This is a genomic window from Streptomyces sp. NPDC030893 (genome assembly GCF_055571535.1).
This window is the reverse complement of record NZ_JBVIFC010000011.1, coordinates 223,874-244,577: the sequence shown is the minus strand read 5'-3', so window position 1 is coordinate 244,577 and position 20,704 is coordinate 223,874. Positions and strand designations below refer to the sequence as shown.

General features: G+C 72.7%; 13 protein-coding genes. 4 read left to right on the top strand and 9 right to left on the bottom strand.

Annotated elements, in window-relative coordinates:
* Positions 1-10: 10 nt before the first annotated feature.
* On the bottom strand, positions 11-820 hold the full coding sequence (locus ACZ434_RS21840; RefSeq protein WP_468458250.1) for a M15 family metallopeptidase: 810 nt from the start codon (positions 818-820) through the stop codon (positions 11-13).
* Positions 821-1,154: 334 nt separating this feature from the next.
* Between ACZ434_RS21840 and ACZ434_RS21835 the strand changes: the two genes are divergently transcribed.
* Positions 1,155-1,880: an MIP/aquaporin family protein gene (locus ACZ434_RS21835; RefSeq protein WP_468458248.1), complete on the top strand. Its 726-nt coding sequence runs from the start codon at positions 1,155-1,157 to the stop codon at positions 1,878-1,880.
* Between the two features lie 61 nt (positions 1,881-1,941).
* Entirely contained in the window at positions 1,942-3,453 is a 1,512-nt protein-coding gene (gene glpK, locus ACZ434_RS21830; protein WP_468458246.1) for a glycerol kinase GlpK, read from the top strand.
* Between the two features lie 83 nt (positions 3,454-3,536).
* On the opposite strand, the gene ACZ434_RS21825 is transcribed toward glpK, so the two are convergent.
* Genes ACZ434_RS21825 through ACZ434_RS21805 form a run of 5 tightly spaced genes read right to left on the bottom strand, consistent with a single transcriptional unit; the run spans position 3,537 to position 11,615 of the window.
* Positions 3,537-4,139, bottom strand: a complete 603-nt coding sequence (locus ACZ434_RS21825; protein WP_468458244.1) for a GTP-binding protein — start codon at positions 4,137-4,139, stop codon at positions 3,537-3,539.
* Entirely contained in the window at positions 4,120-7,803 is a 3,684-nt protein-coding gene (locus ACZ434_RS21820) for a hydantoinase B/oxoprolinase family protein (RefSeq protein ID WP_468458242.1), read from the bottom strand. Before ACZ434_RS21820 ends, ACZ434_RS21825 begins: the two co-directional genes overlap by 20 nt.
* Positions 7,804-7,827: 24 nt before the next feature.
* Positions 7,828-8,223, bottom strand: coding sequence for a DUF742 domain-containing protein (locus tag ACZ434_RS21815; protein ID WP_468458240.1), 396 nt, complete (start codon positions 8,221-8,223; stop codon positions 7,828-7,830).
* Between the two features lie 9 nt (positions 8,224-8,232).
* Positions 8,233-8,667 carry a roadblock/LC7 domain-containing protein gene (locus ACZ434_RS21810; RefSeq protein ID WP_189560163.1) on the bottom strand — a complete coding sequence of 145 codons (435 nt, stop codon included), beginning with the start codon at positions 8,665-8,667 and terminating at the stop codon, positions 8,233-8,235.
* On the bottom strand, positions 8,664-11,615 hold the full coding sequence (locus ACZ434_RS21805; RefSeq protein ID WP_468458237.1) for a nitrate- and nitrite sensing domain-containing protein: 2,952 nt from the start codon (positions 11,613-11,615) through the stop codon (positions 8,664-8,666). Before ACZ434_RS21805 ends, ACZ434_RS21810 begins: the two co-directional genes overlap by 4 nt.
* Positions 11,616-12,033: 418 nt before the next feature.
* On the opposite strand from ACZ434_RS21805, the gene ACZ434_RS21800 reads away from it, so the two are divergent.
* Positions 12,034-12,576, top strand: a complete 543-nt coding sequence (locus tag ACZ434_RS21800; protein WP_468458235.1) for a hypothetical protein — start codon at positions 12,034-12,036, stop codon at positions 12,574-12,576.
* 118 nt (positions 12,577-12,694) lie between these two features.
* On the top strand, positions 12,695-13,492 hold the full coding sequence (locus ACZ434_RS21795; protein WP_468458233.1) for an IclR family transcriptional regulator: 798 nt from the start codon (positions 12,695-12,697) through the stop codon (positions 13,490-13,492).
* 24 nt (positions 13,493-13,516) lie between these two features.
* On the opposite strand, the gene ACZ434_RS21790 is transcribed toward ACZ434_RS21795, so the two are convergent.
* Genes ACZ434_RS21790 through ACZ434_RS21780 form a run of 3 tightly spaced genes read right to left on the bottom strand, consistent with a single transcriptional unit; the run spans position 13,517 to position 20,661 of the window.
* Entirely contained in the window at positions 13,517-18,169 is a 4,653-nt protein-coding gene (locus tag ACZ434_RS21790) for a hypothetical protein (protein WP_468458231.1), read from the bottom strand.
* Positions 18,170-18,203: 34 nt separating this feature from the next.
* Positions 18,204-19,085, bottom strand: coding sequence for a hypothetical protein (locus ACZ434_RS21785; RefSeq protein WP_468458229.1), 882 nt, complete (start codon positions 19,083-19,085; stop codon positions 18,204-18,206).
* A 49-nt stretch (positions 19,086-19,134) separates the two neighbouring features.
* A complete protein-coding gene (locus ACZ434_RS21780; RefSeq protein ID WP_468458227.1) occupies positions 19,135-20,661 on the bottom strand; it encodes a hypothetical protein in 1,527 nt (508 codons plus the stop codon).
* Between the last annotated feature and the right edge of the window lie 43 nt (positions 20,662-20,704).

The window sequence follows — 20,704 nt, the reverse complement described above, 5'->3', positions numbered from 1 at the left end:
GGCAGGTGGGTCAGTACCGGCCGGTGAGCGATCTGCGGGACACCGGGAAGTCGAAGTAGGTGTCCGGGTGGGATTCGGGGGTGAAGGTGTAGTGCCACCACTCCTCGGCGAGGTTCACGAATCCGACGTCCTCCAGGGTGTTCTTGAGCAGCAGCCGGTTGGCGCGCTGTTCGCCCTTGATGCGCGGGTCGAGCGTGTGGCTCAGGGTGTCGAAGCAGTCGTAGCCGGTGCCCATGTCCACGGAACTGTCGGGGAATCGCTCGTCCTTGGGCGCGAAGCAGGGAACCAGGGGCTGTCCGGGGTGGTGGGGCGGGGCCGGCCGGGCGGGGAGCTTCACGAGGGTGAGGTCCACCGTCGAGCCGCGGCTGTGGCCGGATTTCTCCGCGATGTAGCCGTCGACGAACAGCCTGCTCTTGTCGACGTTCGGGTAGAACTCGGCCTTCGTTCTCTGGTCGTCCAGGTCCTTGGCCCAGCGCACGAAGTGGTCGACGGCGCGTTGCGGCCGGTAGCAGTCGTACACCTTGAGGGAGTATCCCTGGCGCAGCAGTGTGCGCTGTGCGGTGTGCAGTGCCCGGGCCGCGGGGCGGGTGAGGATGCACAGCGGCTGCCGGTAGCCGTCGACGGGCTCGCCGACGAAGTTGTGCGGGGTGACGTAGCGGATCTCCTGGATGATCGTCGGGTCCACGCTCTGCAGCGCCACGAAGTCCCGGGGTGCCTTGGGTTCGGGCTTCGCCTGGGCGGGGGCGGACGGGACGCTCGCGGCGAGCAGGGCGGCGACGGCGGTGGCCAGACCTCGTACCACGGTGGAGAGTCGTGTCATGTCCCCTGCATCTATCAGGACTGGGGGGCCTCCGGGAAGGGACGTGGCCGACAACCGTTGCCGTCGGCGACCTTGACGCTCCCTGAGTGCCGGTGAACACTTCCCGGTGTCGGTCGACATCGTCGTACATCTCGGCGTATTCCGGCACGCCGCTCCGGGGTCCTTCCACGTCGAGGCCCACTCCCCACGGGCGATGTCGACTGCGACGGCACGCTCGTCACGGACGCCGGGCGGGGCGCGGTTCTCCCTGCCTTCGGCCGAAGTCGCCATGGGAAACGCACCCTGCACGTGAGGTCCGGGGCGGATCGTCCCGGGCCGGGGCCTAGGAGCCGCCATGAGCAACGGAGACATATTCGTCGGGGAAGTCATCGGCACCGCGATCCTCATCCTGTTCGGCGCCGGTGTGGTCGCGGCCGTCGTACTGAACTATTCGAAGGCGAAGGACGCCGGCTGGGTCGTCATCGCGCTCGGCTGGGGTTTCGGCGTGATGGCCGGGGCGTACACGGCCGCCCCGCTGTCCGGCGGGCATCTCAACCCGGCGGTCACCCTCGGGATCGCCATCGACACCGGGGACTGGGACAAGGTCCACATCTACGTCGCAGGGCAGATGGTCGGCGCCATGCTGGGCGCCGTGCTGTGCTGGCTCGTCTACTACGCGCAGTTCCGGGCCAACGCCGAGGAGGAGATGGCCCAGCCGACGCTCGGGATCTTCTCCACGTCGCCGGCGATCCGTCATCCCGTCGCGAACCTGATCACGGAGATCATCGCGACCATGGGCCTGGTGCTGCCGATCCTGGCCTTCGGACTCACGAAGGGGCTCGGCGAGTCGGGCACCGCGATCCTCATCGTCTCGTTCCTGGTGGTCGGCATCGGCCTCTCGCTCGGCGGCCCGACCGGCTACGCCATCAACCCGGCCCGCGACCTCGGGCCGCGCATCGTGCACACGCTGCTCCCGATCCCCAACAAGGGCACCTCGGACTGGGGATACGCGTGGGTTCCCGTGGTGGGGCCGCTCATCGGCGCGGCGCTGTCCGGGCTCGTCTTCAAGGCAGCCTTCTGAACCACCCGTCTCCGTACGAACTTCCGCACGAACTTCCGCACGAACCGACGAAGGGGACGTCATGACGGACAAGTTCGTCGCCGCAATCGATCAGGGCACCACCTCCAGCCGCTGCATCGTCTTCGACCGGCACGGCGCGATCGTCGCCGTCGACCAGCGCGAGCACCGCCAGATCTTCCCGAAGCCCGGCTGGGTGGAGCACGACGCCACCGAGATCTGGTCGAAGGTGCAGGCCGTGGTCGCGGGGGCGACGGCCAAGGCCGGGCTCCGCGCGGACCAGCTGAGCGCGCTGGGCATCACCAACCAGCGGGAGACGACGGTCCTGTGGGACCGGGCCACGGGAAAGCCCGTGCACAACGCGATCGTGTGGCAGGACACGCGGACCGCCGCGCTCTGCGCCCGGTTGGGCGGGCCGGACGGGCAGGACCGTTTCCGCGAGCGGACCGGACTGCCGCTGGCCAGCTACTTCTCCGGGCCCAAGGCGGCCTGGCTGCTGGACAACGTACCGGGCCTCAGGACCCGGGCGGAGAACGGTGAGATCGCGTTCGGCACCATCGATTCCTGGCTGATCTGGAACCTCACGGGCGGCACCGACGGCGGTCGGCACGTCACCGACGTGACCAACGCCGGGCGGACCATGCTGATGAACCTGGAGACGCTCCAGTGGGACCCGTCCATCCTCTCCGCGATGAACGTGCCCGAGGCGATGCTGCCGGAGATCAGGTCCTCCTCCGAGGTCTACGGCACGGCCGTGGGCCAGCTCTCCGGCGTGCCCGTCGCCTCGGCGCTGGGCGACCAGCAGGCGGCCGTTTTCGGACAGGCCTGCTACGACACGGGCACGGCGAAGAACACCTACGGCACGGGCAGTTTCCTGCTCCTGAACACCGGCAACCGGCCGGTGCCGTCGAAGAACGGGCTGCTCACGACGATGGGCTACAAGATCGGCGACGAGGCACCCGTCTACTGTCTGGAGGGGTCGATCGCCATAACGGGCGCGCTGGTCCAGTGGTTCCGCGACCAGCTCGGCATCATCCGTACGGCCGACGAGATCGAGCCGCTGGCGGCGAGCGTGGAGGACAACGGCGGCGCCTACATCGTTCCCGCGTTCTCCGGCCTCTTCGCACCCTACTGGCGCTCCGACGCGCGGGGTGTGGTCACGGGACTCACCCGGTACGTGACGAAGGCGCATCTCGCGCGTGCGGTGCTCGAGGCGACGAGCTGGCAGACGCGCGAGGTCGTGGACGCCATGTACCAGGACTCCGGCGTCAAGATCACCACTCTGAAGGTCGACGGCGGCATGACGAGGAACAACCTGCTCATGCAGCATCAGGCGGATGTGCTCGGAGTACCCGTGATCCGGCCCCGCGTCTCGGAGACGACCTGCCTGGGGGCCGCCTACGCGGCGGGGCTCGCCACGGGCGTGTGGAACGGCCTGGAGGAACTGAAGTCGCACTGGCGGAAGGACGCCGAGTGGGCGCCGGCCATGGAGGTGGCCGCGCGGGACCGCGAGTACCGCAACTGGCGCAAGGCGGTGGAGAAGAGCTTCGGCTGGACGGAGGTGGACGACGACTGACCACACACGCGTGGTGCGCCGTCTGCCCGCGTGAGGGCCCGTACTCCGGTCGGCGGGGTACGGGCCGCGTGTCCGGCGTCTCCTCAGGTGGCGACCGCGCGTCGCCGCGAGGCCCGGGCCATGGCGTGCTGGACGACACCGATGAGGGTCTCCTTGACCGACTCCCGGTCCCGCGCGTCGCACATCAGCAGCGGAACGTGGTCGTCGAGGTCGAGCGCCCGGCGGATGTCCGCCTCCGGGTAACGGGCGGCGCCTTCGAAGCAGTTGACTCCGACGACGAACGGGATGGAGCGCCGCTCGAAGTAGTCGACGGCGGCGAAGCAGTCCTCCAGGCGCCGGGTGTCGGCGAGGACGACGGCTCCGAGGGCGCCCTCGGACAGCTCGTCCCACATGAACCAGAACCGCTCCTGGCCGGGTGTGCCGAAGAGGTACAGCACCAGGTCCTCGCGGAGCGTGATCCGCCCGAAGTCCATGGCCACGGTCGTGGTGTTCTTCGCCTCCACACCACTGGTGTCGTCGACCGGGCGGCCGGCCTCGGTGAGGAGTTCCTCGGTGCGCAACGGCCTGATCTCGCTGACCGCGCCGACGAGCGTGGTCTTGCCCACGCCGAAGCCGCCGGCCACCAGGATCTTGAGCGTGACGGGCTCGACCGGGGGCTTGCCGCGCTCAGAACGCCCGAAGATCATCGATCTCTTCTCCTGCTTGATGGGGTTCGGGCGGCGGGCCGTATCCCCCGCCGCCGGGGGTTTCGATGACGAGTACGTCGCCGGTGCCGACCTCCGCCGAGTCGCTGCCGGCCAGTCGGGTGACCGTGCCGTCCGCTCGTTCGACCCGGTTGGCGCCCAGTGCTCCGGGGGCACCGCCCGCCATGCCGTACGCGGGGACCCTGCGGTGCTGGGACAGCGTGGAGACGGTCATGGGCTCCAGGAAGCGGATACGGCGCACGGCTCCGTCCCCGCCGCGCCACCGTCCGGCGCCTCCGCTGCCACGGCGCACCGCGAACTCCTCGAGGCGGACGGGCAGTCGCCACTCCAGGATCTCGGGATCGGTGAGCCGTGAGTTGGTCATATGGGTCTGTACGACGGACGCGCCGGGGAAGCCGTCCCCGGCGCCCGAGCCGGAGGCGACGGTCTCGTAGTACTGGTGGTGCGCGTTGCCGAAGGTGACGTTGTTCATGGTGCCGGAGCCCTCCGCCTGGACGCCGAGCGCCGCGTAGAGGGCGCCGGTGACGGCCTGGGAGGTCTCCACGTTGCCCGCGACGACGGCGGCCGGTGGTTCGGGCGCGAGCATGCAGCCGGGCGGAACGATGATGTCCAGCGGGCGCAGACAGCCGTCGTTGAGCGGGATGTCGTCGGCGACCAGGGTGCGGAAGACGTACAGGACGGCCGCGTTGACGACCGAGAAGGGGGCGTTGAAATTGGTGGGCAGCTGGGCGGAGGTCCCGGTGAAGTCGAGGGTCGCGGTCCGGCGTTCGCGGTCCACGCGGACACGTACCCGGATGACCGAGCCCGCGTCGGTCTCGTAGGCGTACTCACCGTCGTCGAGGACGTCGATGACACGGCGGACGGCTTCTTCGGCGTTGTCCTGGACGTGCTTCATGTAGGCCTGGACGACGTCGAGTCCGAAGTTCTCGATCATGCGGCCCACCTCGTCGACGCCCTTGCGGTTGGCCGCGATCTGGGCGCGCAGGTCGGCGAGGTTGGTCTCGGGATTGCGGGAGGGGTGGGGCGCCTCGGTCAGGAGACGGCGGGTCTCCTCCTCGCGGAAACGGCCGTCCTCGGTGAGCAGCCAGTTGTCGAAGAGGACGCCCTCCTCGTCGATGGTGCGGCTGCCGGCCGGCATGGAGCCGGGTGCGATGCCGCCGATCTCGGCGTGATGGCCGCGTGAGGCGACGTGGAAGAGGACCTCCGGGTCACTCTCCGTGTCCGCTGTGGTCCCGGTGCCGAAGACCGGGGTGATCACGGTGACGTCGGGCAGATGGGTGCCGCCGTGGTACGGGTCGTTGACGGCGTAGGTGTCCCCGGGGCGCATGGACGGGCCGCGCCGCCGGATGACCTCTTTGACGCCGGTGCCCATCGAGCCCAGGTGGACGGGGATGTGCGGGGCGTTGGCCACCAGGTTTCCGTCGGGGTCGAAGAGGGCGCAGGAGAAGTCCAGGCGCTCCTTGATGTTGACGGACTGGGCGGTGGACTCGAGGCGCGCGCCCATCTGTTCGGCGATGGACATGAAGAGGTTGTTGAAGACCTCGAGCAGGACCGGATCGATTTCCGTGTCGATGTCGGAACTCTGCGTGACCGCGACGCGTTCCATGACCAGATGCCCGTCGTCCCGCGCCACGGCCCGCCAGCCGTCGTCGACGACGGTCGTCGCACCGGACTCGGTGATGAGCGCCGGGCCGGTGACGGTTTCGCCGGGAGGAAGGTCCTCGCGGCGGTGGAGGGGTACGTCGCTCCAGGTGCCGCCGGTGTGGAGGCGGACGGTCCGGGGGGCGGCGGTGCGGTGTCCGGGGGTGCCCTCGTAGGGAGCGAGGGCGGAGAGATCGGGAGGTTCTGTGATGCCGGTGGCTTCGACGGAGAGTGCTTCGACGACGATCGGGCGGTCGAGGGTGAAGGAGTACGTGGCGCGATGACGTTCTTCGAAGGTGCGCCGCATCCGCTCCGGCTCGGTCAGTTCGACGGTGAGGGTGGTGTCGGTGCCGTCGTAGCGGAGCTGGGCACGGCGGGTGACCTCGATGCGCTCCTCGGGGACGTCCTCGGCGAGGAGTTCGGCGCGGGCCGCGGTCTCCAGGTCGTCGGCCCGCTGGTGGACTCCGGGCATGGCGGCGGGTTCCAGGGGCGCTTCGACGGACTGTTCCCGCATGGCGGTGGTGTCGGCGAGGCCGATGCCGAGCGCCGACAGGACGCCCGCCATGGGCGGGACGAGGACGGTGCGGATACCGAGGGAGTCGGCGACCATGCACGCGTGCTGTCCGCCCGCCCCTCCGAAGGTGGTGAGGGCGTAGCGGGTGATGTCGTGGCCCTTTTGGACGGAGATCCGCTTCACCGCGCCCGCGATGTGGGCGACGGCGATCTGCAGGTAGCCCTCGGCGACTTGTTCGGCGGTGCGGTCGTCGCCGGTCCGTGCGTGGATCTCGCGGGCGAGGACGGTGAAGCGGTCGCGGACGAGCGCGGCGTCGAGGGGCAGGTTCCCGCCCGGGCCGAACACCGTGGGGAAGTGGTCGGGCTGGATCCGGCCGAGCATGACGTTGGCGTCGGTGACGGCGAGCGGACCGCCGCGCCGGTAGCAGGCGGGGCCCGGGTCCGCGCCCGCCGAGTCCGGTCCCACCCGGTAGCGGGAGCCGTCGAAGTGGAGGACCGAGCCGCCTCCGGCGGCGACGGTGTCGATGTCCAGCATGGGCGCGCGGAGCCGGACTCCGGCGATCTGTGTGGTGAGGACACGTTCGTACTCGCCCGCGAAGTGGGAGACGTCGGTGGAGGTGCCGCCCATGTCGAAGCCGATGACGCGGTCGAAGCCGGCCAGTTGCGACATGCGTGCCATGCCGACGATGCCACCGGCCGGCCCGGACAGGATCGCGTCCTTGCCGCGGAACTGCCCGGCCTCGGTGAGACCGCCGTTGGACTGCATGAACATCAGCCGTACGCCGTGGAGTTCGTCGGCGACATGGCGCACGTAGCGGCGCAGTACGGGCGAGAGGTAGGCGTCGACGACGGCGGTGTCCCCGCGTGGGACGAGCTTCATCAGGGGGCTGACCTCGCTGGACAGGGAGATCTGCGGGAAGCCGATACGGGCGGCGAGGTCACCGATGCGCTGTTCGTGGGCGGGATGGAGGTGGCTGTGCATGCAGACCACGGCGACGGCGCGGATACCGTCGGCGTGGGCCTGCCGCAGCGGACCGGTGAGGGCGTCCAGGTCGGGGGCGCGCAGCACCGTGCCGTCGGCGGCGATGCGTTCGTCGACCTCGACGACCCGTTCGTACAGCAGCTCGGGCAGGTCGATGCGGCGGGCGAAGATGCGGGGGCGGTTCTGGTAGGCGATGCGCAGGGCGTCGCGGAAGCCGCGGGTGACGACCAGCAGGGTTCGTTCGCCCTTGCGTTCGAGGAGGGCGTTGGTGGCGACGGTGGTGCCCATGCGCACGCTGTCGACGGGGTCGCCGGAACCGGCGAGCAGCGCGCGGACGCCTGCGACCGCCGCGTCCGTGCTGTCGGTCCCCCGGCTCGCCTCCGGACGGGAGTGGCTGGGTGCGGGGTTGTCGGACAGCACCTTGTGGGTGAGCAGCCGGCCGTCGGGGCGCCGCGCGACGATGTCGGTGAAGGTGCCGCCTCGGTCCACCCAGAACTGCCAGCCTGTCACGTCAGTACTCCGCTTCCGCGCCGGTCACAGCGCCCGGAGGCCGTTGATCACGTCGCGCAGAATACTCTCGTCCGGCAGCTCGGCCGGAGGTACGGGCCGGTTCACATGGACGAATTCGCAGTCCACGAGGTCTCCGACGAGGACCCGGACCACTCCGATCGGCAGGTCGAGTCCGGCGGCGAGTTCGGCGACCGTCTGCGAGGTGTCGCGACACAGCCGGACGATGTCGACGTGCTCCGGGGAGAGGGTGGGATCGTCCTCCGGATCGTCCGCGTGCGGTTCCGTGACGACCACCGCGATGAGGTCGAGGCGGTGCTGGGCCGCACTGGTGGTGCGGCCCCGCGTCATGGCGTACGGACGGACGACCGGTCCGGCCTCGTCGTCGAACCAGTGGCTTCTACCCTGACCGTCAGCGCTCATGTCATCCCACTACCCGCCCGAGGGCAGATCGGTGCGCGGTGCGGCGCCCAGATGCACACCGACCCGTTTCACGAGCAGCGTCATCTCGTAGGCGACCTGTCCGACGTCGGAGTCGGCGTCCGCGAGGACGGCGAGGCAGCTGCCGTCGCCGGCGGCGGTGACGAACAGGAACGCCTCGTCGAGTTCGACGACGGTCTGGCGCACGTCACCGGCCTCGAAGTGGCGGCCCACGCCCTTGGCGAGGCTGTGGAATCCGGAGGCGACGGCGGCCAGGTGCTCGCTGTCCTCCCGGGTCAGGTCCTTCGACGCGCCCGTGGGCAGGCCGTCGCCGGAGAGCACGATCGCCTTGCGGATGCTGGCGACGCGGTCGACCAGGTCGTCGAGGAGCCAGTTCAGCTCCCCCTTGTCGGTCTCGGTGTGGCCGGTGGCCCTCGGTGCGGTCATCGACCGTCCCCCTTAGTCGTTCGTCGTGGTGCGGTGCCGCTGTCGGCGTCGTCGCCCGCGGCGTTCTCCTCGCGGCCGCGTTGCCAGCCGCGCTGGAGCGAGGCCATGCGGCTGCGTACTTCGTCCGCGTCCCGTTCGGCGGGCCGGGTCCTGCCCTCGTTCCGCGGTTCGGCATCGCGCTTGAGCTGTGGTGCCAGGCTGGCCTGCCGTACCCGCCGGGGCAGCGATCCGCCGTCGGACTGTTCCGCGGTGGTCCCGTCGGGGGCAGGCGAGGAGTCGCCGGGCCCGCTCGTCGCGGTCGCGGGGCGGCGGGCGCGCCGCGGAAGACCGGCCGGCGGCCCGGCTTCCCCGGTGCCGCCGTGTGCCGCGTCGCCGGGCCCGGGGCCCGCGGGGCCGTCGGTCCGTCGGCGCGCGGGCAGCGCCGGCGGTGTCCCGGCGTCCGGTTCCTCGTGGTCGAGGCCGGCGGGAAGCTGTTCGGGGCGGCGGCGGGCGGGCAGCGGGGACAGGGTTTCCGGGTCCGGGCGGCCCGGCCCACGGCGCCCCGGGGTGCTCTGGCCACGGCGCCGGGAGGGCAGCGCGGGTGCCGCTTCCGGTCCGGGGCGGGCGGGCCGGCCGGCCGGCTTCTCCTCCCCGGCCCGCTCGGCGCGGGCGTCCTGGTCGCCGACCGGGCGGCCGTGGGAGCTCACCAGCTTGGGGATGGCCCTGCGGGTGAGCGGAACCGGGGTGCTCGTCCGGTCGTCGGTGTCCTCGGGGGTGCCCGGAGCCGCCCGGTGGGGCTCGTGGCCGTGGCCGGGCCGCTCGTCCTGGACGAGGGAGCGCCGGGGGCGGAAGAGCCCGCCGTGCTCGTCCTCCTCCTCGCCCAGGGCGCCGGGGAAGCCGTTGAGGGCGTCCAGGTCGACGGGGGCCTCGAGTTCGACCGGTCCGTCCAGCACCGAGGCGGGCAGTCCGGGCAGTTGCACGGGGACCTGGGAGAGGGCGGCGCGACGGTTCTCCTGGGGCTCCGGGTCCTTGGCGCGCCGGGGCCGGTCGAGACGGAAGCCGACGCCGTTGGTGTCCGGGATGTCGTCCGTCAGCAGGGCGTCGGGGATGAGGACGACCGCCGTGGTTCCGCCGTAGGGGGAAGGCTGCAGGGAGACCCGGACGTTCTGGCGCTGGGCGAGACGGCTGACGACGAACAGCCCGAGCCGGTCGGTGTCGGAGAGTTCGAACTCAGGGGTCTCGGCGAGCCGGAGATTGGCGTCCAGGAGAGCGTCGGCCGCCATGCCGAGCCCGCGGTCGTGGATCTCCAGCGTGAAGCCGTTGCCCACCCGCTCGCCCACGACCTGCACGGCGGTGTGCGGCGGGGAGAAGACCGTGGCGTTCTCCAGCAGTTCGGCCACGAGGTGGGTGAGGTCGGCGACGGCCGGGCCGGTGACGGCGACCCGCGGCAGCCGGCGGACCTCGATGCGCTCGTAGTCCTCGACCTCGGCGACGGCCGCCCGTACGACGTCCATGAGCTGGACGGGTTTGCGCCACTGTCGGGAGGGCGCGGCGCCGGAGAGGATCACCAGGCCCTCGGCGTGCCGGCGCATGCGGGTGGTCAGGTGGTCCAGGCGGAAGAGGTCGGCGAGCTCCTCGGTGTCCTCGGTCCGGCGCTCCATGGTGTCCAGCAGCGTGAGCTGCTTGTGCAGCAGGACCTGGCTGCGGCGGGCGAGGTTGACGAACACCTCGGAGACTCCGGCGCGCAGTTCGGCCTGTTTGACGGCGGCCTCCACGGCGGCGCGCTGGAGCGTGTTGAGGGCCTGGCCGACCTCCCCCATCTCGTTCTTGTCGTACTCCAGGCGGGGGACCTCGGTCTCGACGTCGACCTGCTCGCCGGCCGAGAGGCGGCGCATCACGCCGGGCAGCCGGACGCCGGACGCCTCGTGCGCCTCCAGGCGCAGCTGCCTGAGGTCGCGGACGAGGCCGCGGCCGACGCGTACGGAGAGGAAGAGGGAGACCAGGAGGGCGACGAGGCCGAGGACGCCGGCGACGACGGCCTGGGCGATGACGCCCATGGCGACGGGACGGACCCGGTCCTGGTAGCGGTCGGTGGCCTCGTCGTTGAGGGTGCCGAGCTCGGCGAGGACGTTGCCGGCGGCGGTGTCCCAGCTCTTGGCGGTGATCCCGCGGGGCGGCCCGGTGCCGGAGGAGACGGCGGCCTCCTCGCCCACGCGCAAGGGGGCGGAGGCGGCGTTCTTCCAGAACGTCTCGTAGCGGTCGCGTTCCGCCGCGGGCAGCTGCGGGAGGCCCGCGTCGTACATCAGCGTGCGCTGGGCGATGAGGTCGGAGATGTCCCGCACTTCGGTGCGGGAGAGCTTGCCGACGATCAGTGCGGAGCCGAGAAGGGCGTCCTCGCGGGAGAGCAGTTCGCGGGCGCGCGCGAGGCCGACCAGCGCGCGGTACTGCTTGTCGAGTTCGACGTCCTCGACCACGTGCAGATTGGCCAGCAGCACGTAGCAGGGGTCGACCAGCCGGTTGTAGAGGTCGAGGGCCTGGGAGCGGTTCACGGTGCCGTCCTCGACGCTGCGGCGGAGGGACTCGATGCCGTTGAACGATTCCAGTACCGCGCTCAGGTCGCCGGAGTCGTCGTGCATGGCCTCGCGCACGTCGGCGTCGGCCGCGCTGCTGCGAACGGCGGCGATGGCCTTGTCGGTGGCGGCGCGGCTGCGCCGCAGTGCGGCGAGTCCGTCGGAGGCGCGGGGGTCGGCGAGGTGGACGAGGGTCTGGCGGCGCTCCTGCTGGAGGACGCGCACCGTGTCCTCGACGGGGTAGCCGACCTCCTCCATCACCGAGGACACGTCGAACAGGTGGCTCGCCTCGCGGCCCGTGAGCACCGTGGTGAAGGCCCAGATCGTCGTCAGGGACACCAGCGGCACGAGAAGCAGCGCCACGATCTTCCGGCGGATGGACTTCCCGCGAAAGCGCATGGCCTCCCCCAGCTCGGCCCCCGGACGACCGGGGGTACACATGTGCGTCAACAAACGGCGCGAGCCTACTACCGCACCGGGGTCAACTCGAAGAGCCGTCCGGAAGCTGTAGTTCCGTACCGGTGGCGGGAGATGGGGAGTTGTCCGGCCATTGCGGGAGATTGTCTCCCGGCAAACGGGGCGTGCTCCGCCGGTCCGCCTCCCGGGCGGGCGGGCGGCGTTGGCCGATTTCTTTCCCGTTCGGGAATCTTCACGACGTGCCGTTCGTCCTTCTCTGTGGGAGATGGGGGCGGAATCGGCCACAGGAGCCGTGTCCCGTACCCGGGCGGCGTAAAACAGCGCAAGCCGGGCAGCCACTGAGGTGTCGGGTCTTCGGACACGGGCGAGCGGTCTGCTGGCGGTGGGGAGTGACACGTTGATGGGCACGGCGGAGCGGCGCGAGGCGCCCGGGGGCGACGCGGCGACACGGAAGGCGTCGCGGTCGGACGCCGGGATGCCGGGCCGCGGCAGTGAGGTGCGGGAGGCCGCGAGGGGCGCGGACGCGTCCGGCGGTGTCCGCGCGCAGGGCCACTACCGGCCGCTGTGGGTCGAGGAGCCGGCTCGCCGGCGCCGGTTGCCCGATCCGGTGCGGACGGCGGCCGTGCGGGCGGTGATCGTCATCTCGGTGACGCTGATTCAGGCCATGGTGGCCTTTCTGTGCACACTGGCCGGGTCCTGGCTGGCGTTCCCGATGGTCATCAGCAGTGTCGTCAGTACGATTCTGGCGACCTGGGCGGTGCTGGACGTGTGGGTGACCCGCCAGGTCTGGAACCAGCGCCACGGTGTGGTGTCCATGCCCAGCAGCACGGCGCGCGCCCTGCGGCGCGAGCGGCGGCGCGTCCGCCGCCAGGAGCGGTCCGCCCAGCGCGCACGGGCACGAATACGCCGGCGTGGCGGAGCCGGGCAGCTCTCCCACTCCTGACCCGGCCGCGGCGTCGCCGATACCGGCCGTACGCCGCCTCTCGGTACTCTGAGGTCTCGTACGGCGCGCTCGCGAGCGTCCTGCGCAACCGCACCCGACAGATGATGAGAGCCGAACCATGACCCGCGCGGGGAACGAGCCCGGGAGGAACGGGAGAGGCGCGACGAGTGCGGTGCAGTCCGTGGACCGCGCCGTGAGCGTGCTGGAGATCCTCGCCCGGAGCGGCGAGGCGGGTGTCACGGAGATCGCCGGCGAGCTGGGTGTGCACAAGTCCACGGCCTTCCGCCTGCTCGGTGTGCTGGAGAACCGTGGTCTGGTGGCCCAGGCCAAGGGGCGCGGCAAGTACCACCTGGGGGCGGGTGTGCTGCGTCTGGCGGGGGCGGCGGCGCTGCGCCTCGACATCTCCCAGGAGGGCGTCCCGGTGTGCCGGGAGCTCGCGGACGAGCTGGGCGAGACCGTGAACATAGCGGTGCCGGACGAGGACGCGGCCGTCAACATCATGCAGGCCCGCGGCACGGCATCGGTCACGGCGCAGAACTGGCTCGGCAGGCGTACCCCGCTGCACGCCACCTCCAGCGGCAAGGTGTTTCTGGCCCATATGCGGCCCGCCCTGCGTGAGGGCCGCCTCACCCGCCCGCTGCACCGGTACACGGACCGTACGATCACCGATCCGCCGGTGCTCCGCGAGGAGCTGGAGAAGGTCTGCGAGCGGGGGTACGCCGTGACGCTGGAGGAGCTGGAGCTGGGACTCGCCGCGGTCGCGGCGCCGGTCCGCTCGCACGACGGCTCGGTGATCGCGGCGATCAGTGTCTCGGGGCCGGTGTACCGGCTCACCGCGGAGCGGCTGCCCCGGTTGGGCAGCCGGACGGCGGCAGCGGCGGCCGAGCTGTCCCGGCGCATGGGCTACGGCTTCTGAGCGCCCGTCGGGGGGCGCGGCCGGTCAGCCGCTCGCCGGGGCGGGCCGCTTGAACATGCGGGTCGCGGTGATCTCGCTGTGCGCCTCCTCGGCCGGGTCCTGCTGGGGGAGCCCCGGCCGGAGGTGCTCCTCCACGCTGATGTACTTCAGCCCGGCCCGCAGGTCGGCGTCGTTGCGCAGCCGGATGACGAGGGGGAACTCGGCGAGCGCCGTCGTGTCGAAGAGGCCGGTGGTGTACAGCAGCTGGACGCCGAGCGCGTCGGCGACCGCCCGCTGGAGCTCCAGCAGGTAGGTGGCGTTGGCGCGGCCGATGGGGTTGTCCAGGAACAGCGTGCCGGCGTGCCGGTGCCTGTCCCGGCCCCGGTCGTTGGAGCGCAGGGCGGCCATCGTGCAGTACAGGGCGATGGCGGCGGTGAGCAGCTGGCCGCCGGAGAACACGTCGCCCATCTGCCCGACGGGGACCCGCTCGGCGCGCAGTACCGCGTCGGGCTTGAGGATCTCGACGGCGACGCCCTTCGGCCGGAGCGCGGCGGCCACCCCGCGCAGCAACAGGGACATGCCGTCGCGGCGCAGGTCGGAGTTCTTCTTGACGGCCGCCCGGGTCGCTTCGTCGATGACCTCGCCGAGGCGCTCGGTGAGCGTGGCCTGGTCGGGCTCCTCGAAGCGGATGCGCAGGAACTCCTGCCCGGACCACTCGCCGAGGCCCTCCGGCAGCCGGGACAGCCGCTGGGCCGAGCGCAGGGTGGCGAGGGCGGACTCCACCAGTCCCCTGAGCCGGTCCACGATCGAGTCGCGGTTGCGCTCCAGCTGCTCCAGTTCGTCGGTGAGGACCCGCAGCCGGGGGGCGAAGGCGTCGGCCCACTTCTGGGCGTGCTCGGGCAGCGCGGAGGCGGGCAGTTCACGGATCTGCTGGCGCGCGGGGGTGCGCACCTGCTCGTAGCGCGTGGAGTTGGCGTGCCGGACGAGGACGTCGCACGCCTCACGCACGGCGGACTCGGCGGCGGACAGGTCGGCGGCACAGCCCCGCAGGGAGCGGCGGGCCTCGGCGGCGGACTGCCGGGCCTCGTCCGGGCTGCCCGGATAGGGCTCGGGCTGCTCCTGCTCCTCCTCGGGAGGGTGCTCGCGCAGCAGGTCGCGGAGCATGGCGGCGATCTCGTCGAAGCCGCCGGCCGCGTCCTCGGCGGCCCGGTGGGCGTCGAGGAGTTCGGCGTGGGCCTCCCGGGCCTGACTCAACGCCTCGCTGCGACTGGCGAGTTCGGTGGTCGCGGTGCGCAGCAGTGCCTGTGCGTGCCCGGCGTCGCCGGGGACCAGTCCGTCCGCGAGGTCGGTGTGCGCCTCGCCGTCCTCGGGCGCGAGCCGCTCGGCGTCGCCGCGCAGCCGCCCGAGCTGCTCGCTCGCCGCGGACATCCGGGTCTCCAGAAGCTGCACCAGTTCCTCGGCGCGGGCCGCGGCGGCCTGCCGGCTGGGGCCGTCGGAGCCATCGGGCGACTGGAGCAGCAGTTCCGCGCGGCTGCGGACCCTGTTGCTGAGCCGGTCCAGCTCCGCGCGGGCGGCGCTCTCGTCGCTCTCCGCGCGGGCCTGTTCGGCGCGCAGATCGGCTCCGACGCCGACCTTCTCGTACACCTGGGACGCGGCCCGGTACGCCTCGCGCAGCGCCGGCAGGGACCCCTGCGGGGCCTGAGTGCCGTCCTCGGGTACGTCGTCGGGGGCGCCCGCGATCTCGGAGCGCTCGGCGCGCAGGGCACGGGCGGTGCGCCGGGCGTCGTCGGCGGCGCGCTGGGCGGCGCGCCGGTCCTCGTCGGCGGCGCGTGCCCGTTCCAGGCAGGTCTGGGCGCGCGCTTCCGCCTCGGTCGCGTCGTCGGCCAGTTCGCGCAGTCTGACCTGCCATCCGGCCCGTTCCCGCAGCCGGAAGGCGAGTCCCGCGAGGGCGTCGGCCGCGCGCCGGGCCTTCTGTGCGGCCTCCTGCCGCTCGTCACGGACCCGGGTGGCCTCGACGGCGGTCTCCTCGGCCTCCGCCCGTACGGTGCGCGCCTCGGCCAGTTCGGCCTCGGCCTCCTCGGCGAAGGCCCGCGCCTCGTGCGCCGCACCGGCGAGCTCCGTGAGCCGTCCGGCCGGGCAGCCGGTGCGCCAGGAGGCCAGGCGGGCGGCCAGTTCCCGGTCCTTGCCCAGCCGGGCGGCCAGAGCGCGGATCTCCTCGTCCCGCTCGGTCGCCCGGGCGCGCAGCGTCTGCCGCTCCTCGTCGGCGGCGTGCTCGTCGTGCATGGCCGGGTTCGGCGGTACGAGGAACACCTCGCCGGTGTCCGCGCCGGGTGCCGGCGTGGGGGCGAGCAGGGCGGCGGCCGTACCGACGGCGACGGCGGAGCGGGGCAGCAGGGCGGCTGCGCCGAGCGCCTCGCGGGCGCGGAGGTGGGAGTCGGGGTCGGTGATGACGACGCCGTCGACCAGTTCGGGGCGGGCGGCGAGGACGCGCGCGTGGTCGGCCGGGTCGACGGCCTGGGCGAGGTAGCGCCATCCCGGGAGGGCGGGGATGCCGTGCTCGCCGAGGAACTCGACCGTGGCCAGCACGTCCGGGCCGGGCGGCAGCAGCCCGCCGTCGCCGAGGGCACCGAGGATCCGGGCGTCGTCCGCGGCGGCGGTGCGCAGGTCGAACAGCTGCCGTTCGGCGGAGGAGACGGCGTCGTCGAGCAGTTCGCGCAACTCGTCGGCGAAGCGGTCTAGTTCCTCAGCGGTCAGGGCGCCGTCGGCGGGCGAAGGCCCGGCGCCGGAGGCGTCCTGGGCGTGGTCACCGTCCGTGCGCGGCCCCGGGACACCGGCCCGCCCCCTGCCGGGCCCTCCCGGCAGGCTCAGCAGTTCCGCCAGCCGTTGCTCGTCCGCCAGCGCTTCGGCCGTGCGGTGCTCGCTGCGGTGGGCGCGTTCGGCCGCCGTGGCCGCGTCGGCCGCGCGGGCGGCGGTGAGTTCCGCGCGGCTCTCGGCCGCGGCCGCCTCCCGCGCGTGCTCGGTGGCCCTGCCGGACGCCTCGCGGGCGGTGTCCCAGGCGGCGACCGCCGACTTCTCGGCGTCGCTGGCCGCGAGGGCGGCACGGGCGGGGTCGGCGTCGGGGGCGCTGTCGTCGAGCCAGCCGGCGCGGACGGCCTCGGCGGTCTCCTGCTCGACCTCGGTGAGCCGCTGCCGCAGATGTCCGATCTCGCTGCGGGCCCGCTGTGCCTCGGTGGCGGCGGCGGTGGAGTCGCGGTGGGCGCCGTCGCCGGCCTCCTGGAGGGCTGCGGAGCGCTCCTCCTCCTCGTTGGCGAGGTTCTCGGCGTCGCGCGCGGCCGCGTGCAGGGCGCGCACCAGGTCGACGGCGGCCTTGGCACGGGCCGCCAGTGCCGGGGCCGCGTCCCGTTCCGCCTCCTGGATCGCGGCGGACACCCTCGCCACGCGGTCGGCGGCGGCACGGTGGCGCAGTACGGCCTCGGCGGCCTGCCAGGCCGCGTACAGGGTGCGGGCGTCGGCGAGTTCGCGTTTCTGGGCGGCGGCGGACTTCTCGGCGGCCGCGAGCGCCAGGGAGGCGTGGCGGTAGGCGAGTTCGGCGGAGATCAGCGCGCTGTGCCCGCGCGCCGACTCCGCGTGGGTGACGGCGTGCGCGGCGGCGGTGACGCGCTCCGCCAGGTCTGCGGCGCGGACGCGTTCCCGGGCGCCGCGTGCGGAGAGCCGGCGGGCCAGGGTGCGGGTGCGGCGTTCGGCGGCGGTGTGGATCTCCCGGGCGCGGGCCCGGCCCGCGGCGGCCTCGACGATCCGGCCGAGCAGGTCGGCGGACCCGGCGGTGAAGTCGCGTTCGGCGATCAGCTCGGCCCGTCGGCCCAGCTTGTTGCCGAAGCCGCTGACCAGGTCGGCGAGTCCGTCGGTGTCGCGGGTGTCGGTGACGGCGCGCAGCAGCAGGTCGGTGAAGTCGGAGTCCTTCTTGACCGCGAAGAGACCGGCGGCCTCGCCCTCGTCGGCGTTCATCTCCCGCTGGTAGCGGAAGAGTTCCGGGTCGAGTCCGAGGTCGCCGAGGTGTTCGGTCCAGCGTTCGTGGATCTCTTCCCAGTGCACTTCGAGGTGCGGGTAGTTCTTGCCGGCCTCGGTGAGGGCGTCGCGGAAGCCCTTCATGGTGCGGCGCCGTCCGCGGGCGCCCGACTGGCCCTCGGCGGACGGCCGTACGGCCGTGGACTCGGCGACGGGGAGGTTGTCCAGGCCGAGTCCGGGGCCGGGGCGCAGCGAGTACCAGGCTTCGGCGAACTTCCGTGGGTCGCCCGAGACCTGGCGGCCGCGCCATTCGCTGACCTTGCCGACGACGACGCACTCGCCGGTCTGCACGTGCTGCCACTCCAGGGCCACATGGCCGCAGTCGTCGGCGAGCAGGAACTTGCGCAGCACGCCGGAGCTGGCGCCGCCGAGGGTGTTGCGGTGGCCCGGGAGCATCACGGAGAAGATCAGTTTCAGCAGGACGGACTTGCCGCCGCCGTTCTCCAGGAAGAGCACTCCGGCGGGGGCGGGCCGGCGGGGCGGGCCGACGGGTTCCTCCTCGAAGAACTCCGCCTGTGCCGGGGCGGGGTCCGGCACGGTCCCGCCGACACCGCGCAGGTCGAGAACGGTATCGGCGTAGCGCGCACCGGCAGGCCCGATGGAGTAGAGGCGGACCCGGGACAGCTCGTACATGGCGGACTCTCGTGAGGCTTCGTGAGTTGGGGGGTCAGGCGGAGTGGAACGGCAGGCCGGCGTCGGCGACCAGTTCCAGGTCGTCGGCGTCGTCGGGCGGCAGCAGGGTGGGCGTGCCGTCGGTGACCGGGACGACGCCCAGCTCCAGCAGTTCGGCCAGGGCGGCGCTGCCCGCCATGTCGCGGACCTGGAGCTGGTAGCGGGCCGTGGTGCGGTAGGTGCCGCCGTTGTCGTCGCCGGTGCGCTGGAGGAAGCCGGAGTCGGTGAGGAATGTGACGGCCTTGGCGACGATGCCGGTGGTGGAGCCCGCGAGCCGGCGCGCGTCCTTGGTGGCGCCGGTGGCGCTGCGTCTGGCCCAGATCCGCCAGGCGGCCTCCAGGCCGGGGGCGTCGCTGGCGGGGTCGGTGTTCTCGCCCTGTTCCGCGGCCCGCTCCTCCAGGCGGTGGCAGGCCTGGCGGACGAAGGCGTCGACGCCGTTGACCGTGACGCGGCCGATGTAGCCGTCGTCGGCGAGGTCCTCGGGCCGGGGGAAGGCCATGGCGGCGACGGCGAGGTGGGCGAGGCCGTGCAGGAAGCGGTCGCCGCCGTCGGCGGAGGTGCGGCGCGCGTAGTCGCCCATGCGGACGGCGAAGACGGAGTCCTCGGCGGCGGTGACGGCCATGCCGGCGCGCGGGGACACCTCCAGCACGATCAGTCCGAGGCCGGTGGCCACGGCGTCGGCGAGCCGCGCGAACGGCGGGTCCTCCCGGTAGCGGCGCAGCAGGTCGGCGTACTCCTGGTCGCGGGCGGGCTGGAGCTTGGGCTGGAGGCCGAAGGCGACGAGCCGGGCCGCGTCGGCGGCGTCGGCGGGCGTGACGGCGGTGCTCGCCGGTGCGGCCTCGGCCTCCGGTTCGCTCCACTCGACGTGCTCGGTCACGGTCGGGACTCCTTGCTCTGGGAAACCTGGGTGCGTACTGCCGTCCCGGTCATGCCGCCTCCGTCCGGTCCGCGGCCATGCCCGCCGCGTCCAGCAGTGCCGTGCCGACGATGAGGTCGGCGCCGCCGAACTCGGGGTCGTCGAGTTCGGTGCCGTCGTCCACGGCGAACAGCAGGGTGCGTTCGCCCTGGCGGTAGGCGGTGCCGACGGGCGGGCTGGCGGCGTGGACGGCCAGGAGGGCGACGAGGTAGGGCAGTTCGGGGTCCTGGCGGCGGGCCTCGGCGAGCAGGCCGGAGAGGCGGCGCGGCGCGTCGGCCGGCAGGTTCAGCAGTTCGGTGGCGGCCGTCAGCTGTTCCTCGCTGAAGCGGCTGTCGTCGGGGGTGGCGATCAGGTCGGGTTCGGGCATCTCGGCGCCGAGGTGCTCCCGCTCGACCGGCGGTGTCAGGAGGATCTCGACGAGATCGGCGACCCGGACGGACACCGGCGTGCGCAGTCCGGTGCCGTGGGCGAAGAAGGCGTCGGTGACCCGGGACGCCCGGTCCACGGGCAGCGGCAGCAGGGGGGCGAGGAGGTGGCCGTACAGGTCGGTGCCGGAGGCCGCCGCGGGCGTGGCGAAGGCCTGGCGGTCCTGTTCGGCGCGGAACAGCGGGCCGGCCTCCAGCAGCCGGGACTGCAGCTGGGTGTGGCGCCGGATGCAGTCCTTGACGATGTCCACCAGTTCGGCCGCGCGGCGCTTGTGCTCGGTGTCCTCGGACTCGTCACGGGCCTTGCGGATGTTGGTGAGGATCGCGTTCTCGTGGCGGTAGCGGTCCGCGACGTGGTCGAGGGCCTCGGTGATCATGTCGGGCACGGTGCTGAGCCAGTCGACCGCCCGGACGTTGCGGCGGGTGGCGTCCAGGGCCCGGCGCAGGGTCTCCGAGTACTGCACGGTGCGGTAGCGGGCCTGTTCGGCGGCGAGCTGGGCGTCGGCGAGGCGGCCCCGGCTGATCAGTACCTCCAGTTTGACCTCGGCGGCGATCTGCGCGCTGGTGACATCGGTGTCCAGGGCGCCGACCAGGACGTTGACGGCCTCGTCCGTGGTGCGCAGGTACACCGTGCCGCCGGGGCCGGGGACCTCTTCGATCAGCTTGAAGTCGTAGTCGCGGCGCACATAGGTGCCGTCCGCGCCGAACACGCCGTACACCGCGCGGAAGCCGCGGTCGACGCTGCCGACGTTGATCAGGTTCTCCAGGACCCAGCGGGCCACCCGCTCGTGCTCGGCGGCGGGGCGGCGCGGGGCCTGGGCGGCGATGCGCGGAATGAGCCGGGCCACTATCTGGTCGTGATCGGCGCCCGTGTCGAAGTCCATGTTCAGCGTGACCAGGTCGATGGCGGCGAGGGCGATCTCCGCCATGCCGTACACCGAGTACTCGCCGGCCAGGTTGGCCTTGCGCGCGTCGAGGTCGTGCAGCGGCGCGGTGCAGGCGAGGGCGCGCAGCCGCCGCGCCAGACCCTCGTCGGCGGCCGGGCCCGGCGCGGGCCGCGGCCCCGCGCTGAGCTGGGGCGGAACGCTGTCCGTCGATGCAGGCGAAGTCACGGTGCACAGACTAGGTCCTCGGTCTGACAACAACCCAAACGAG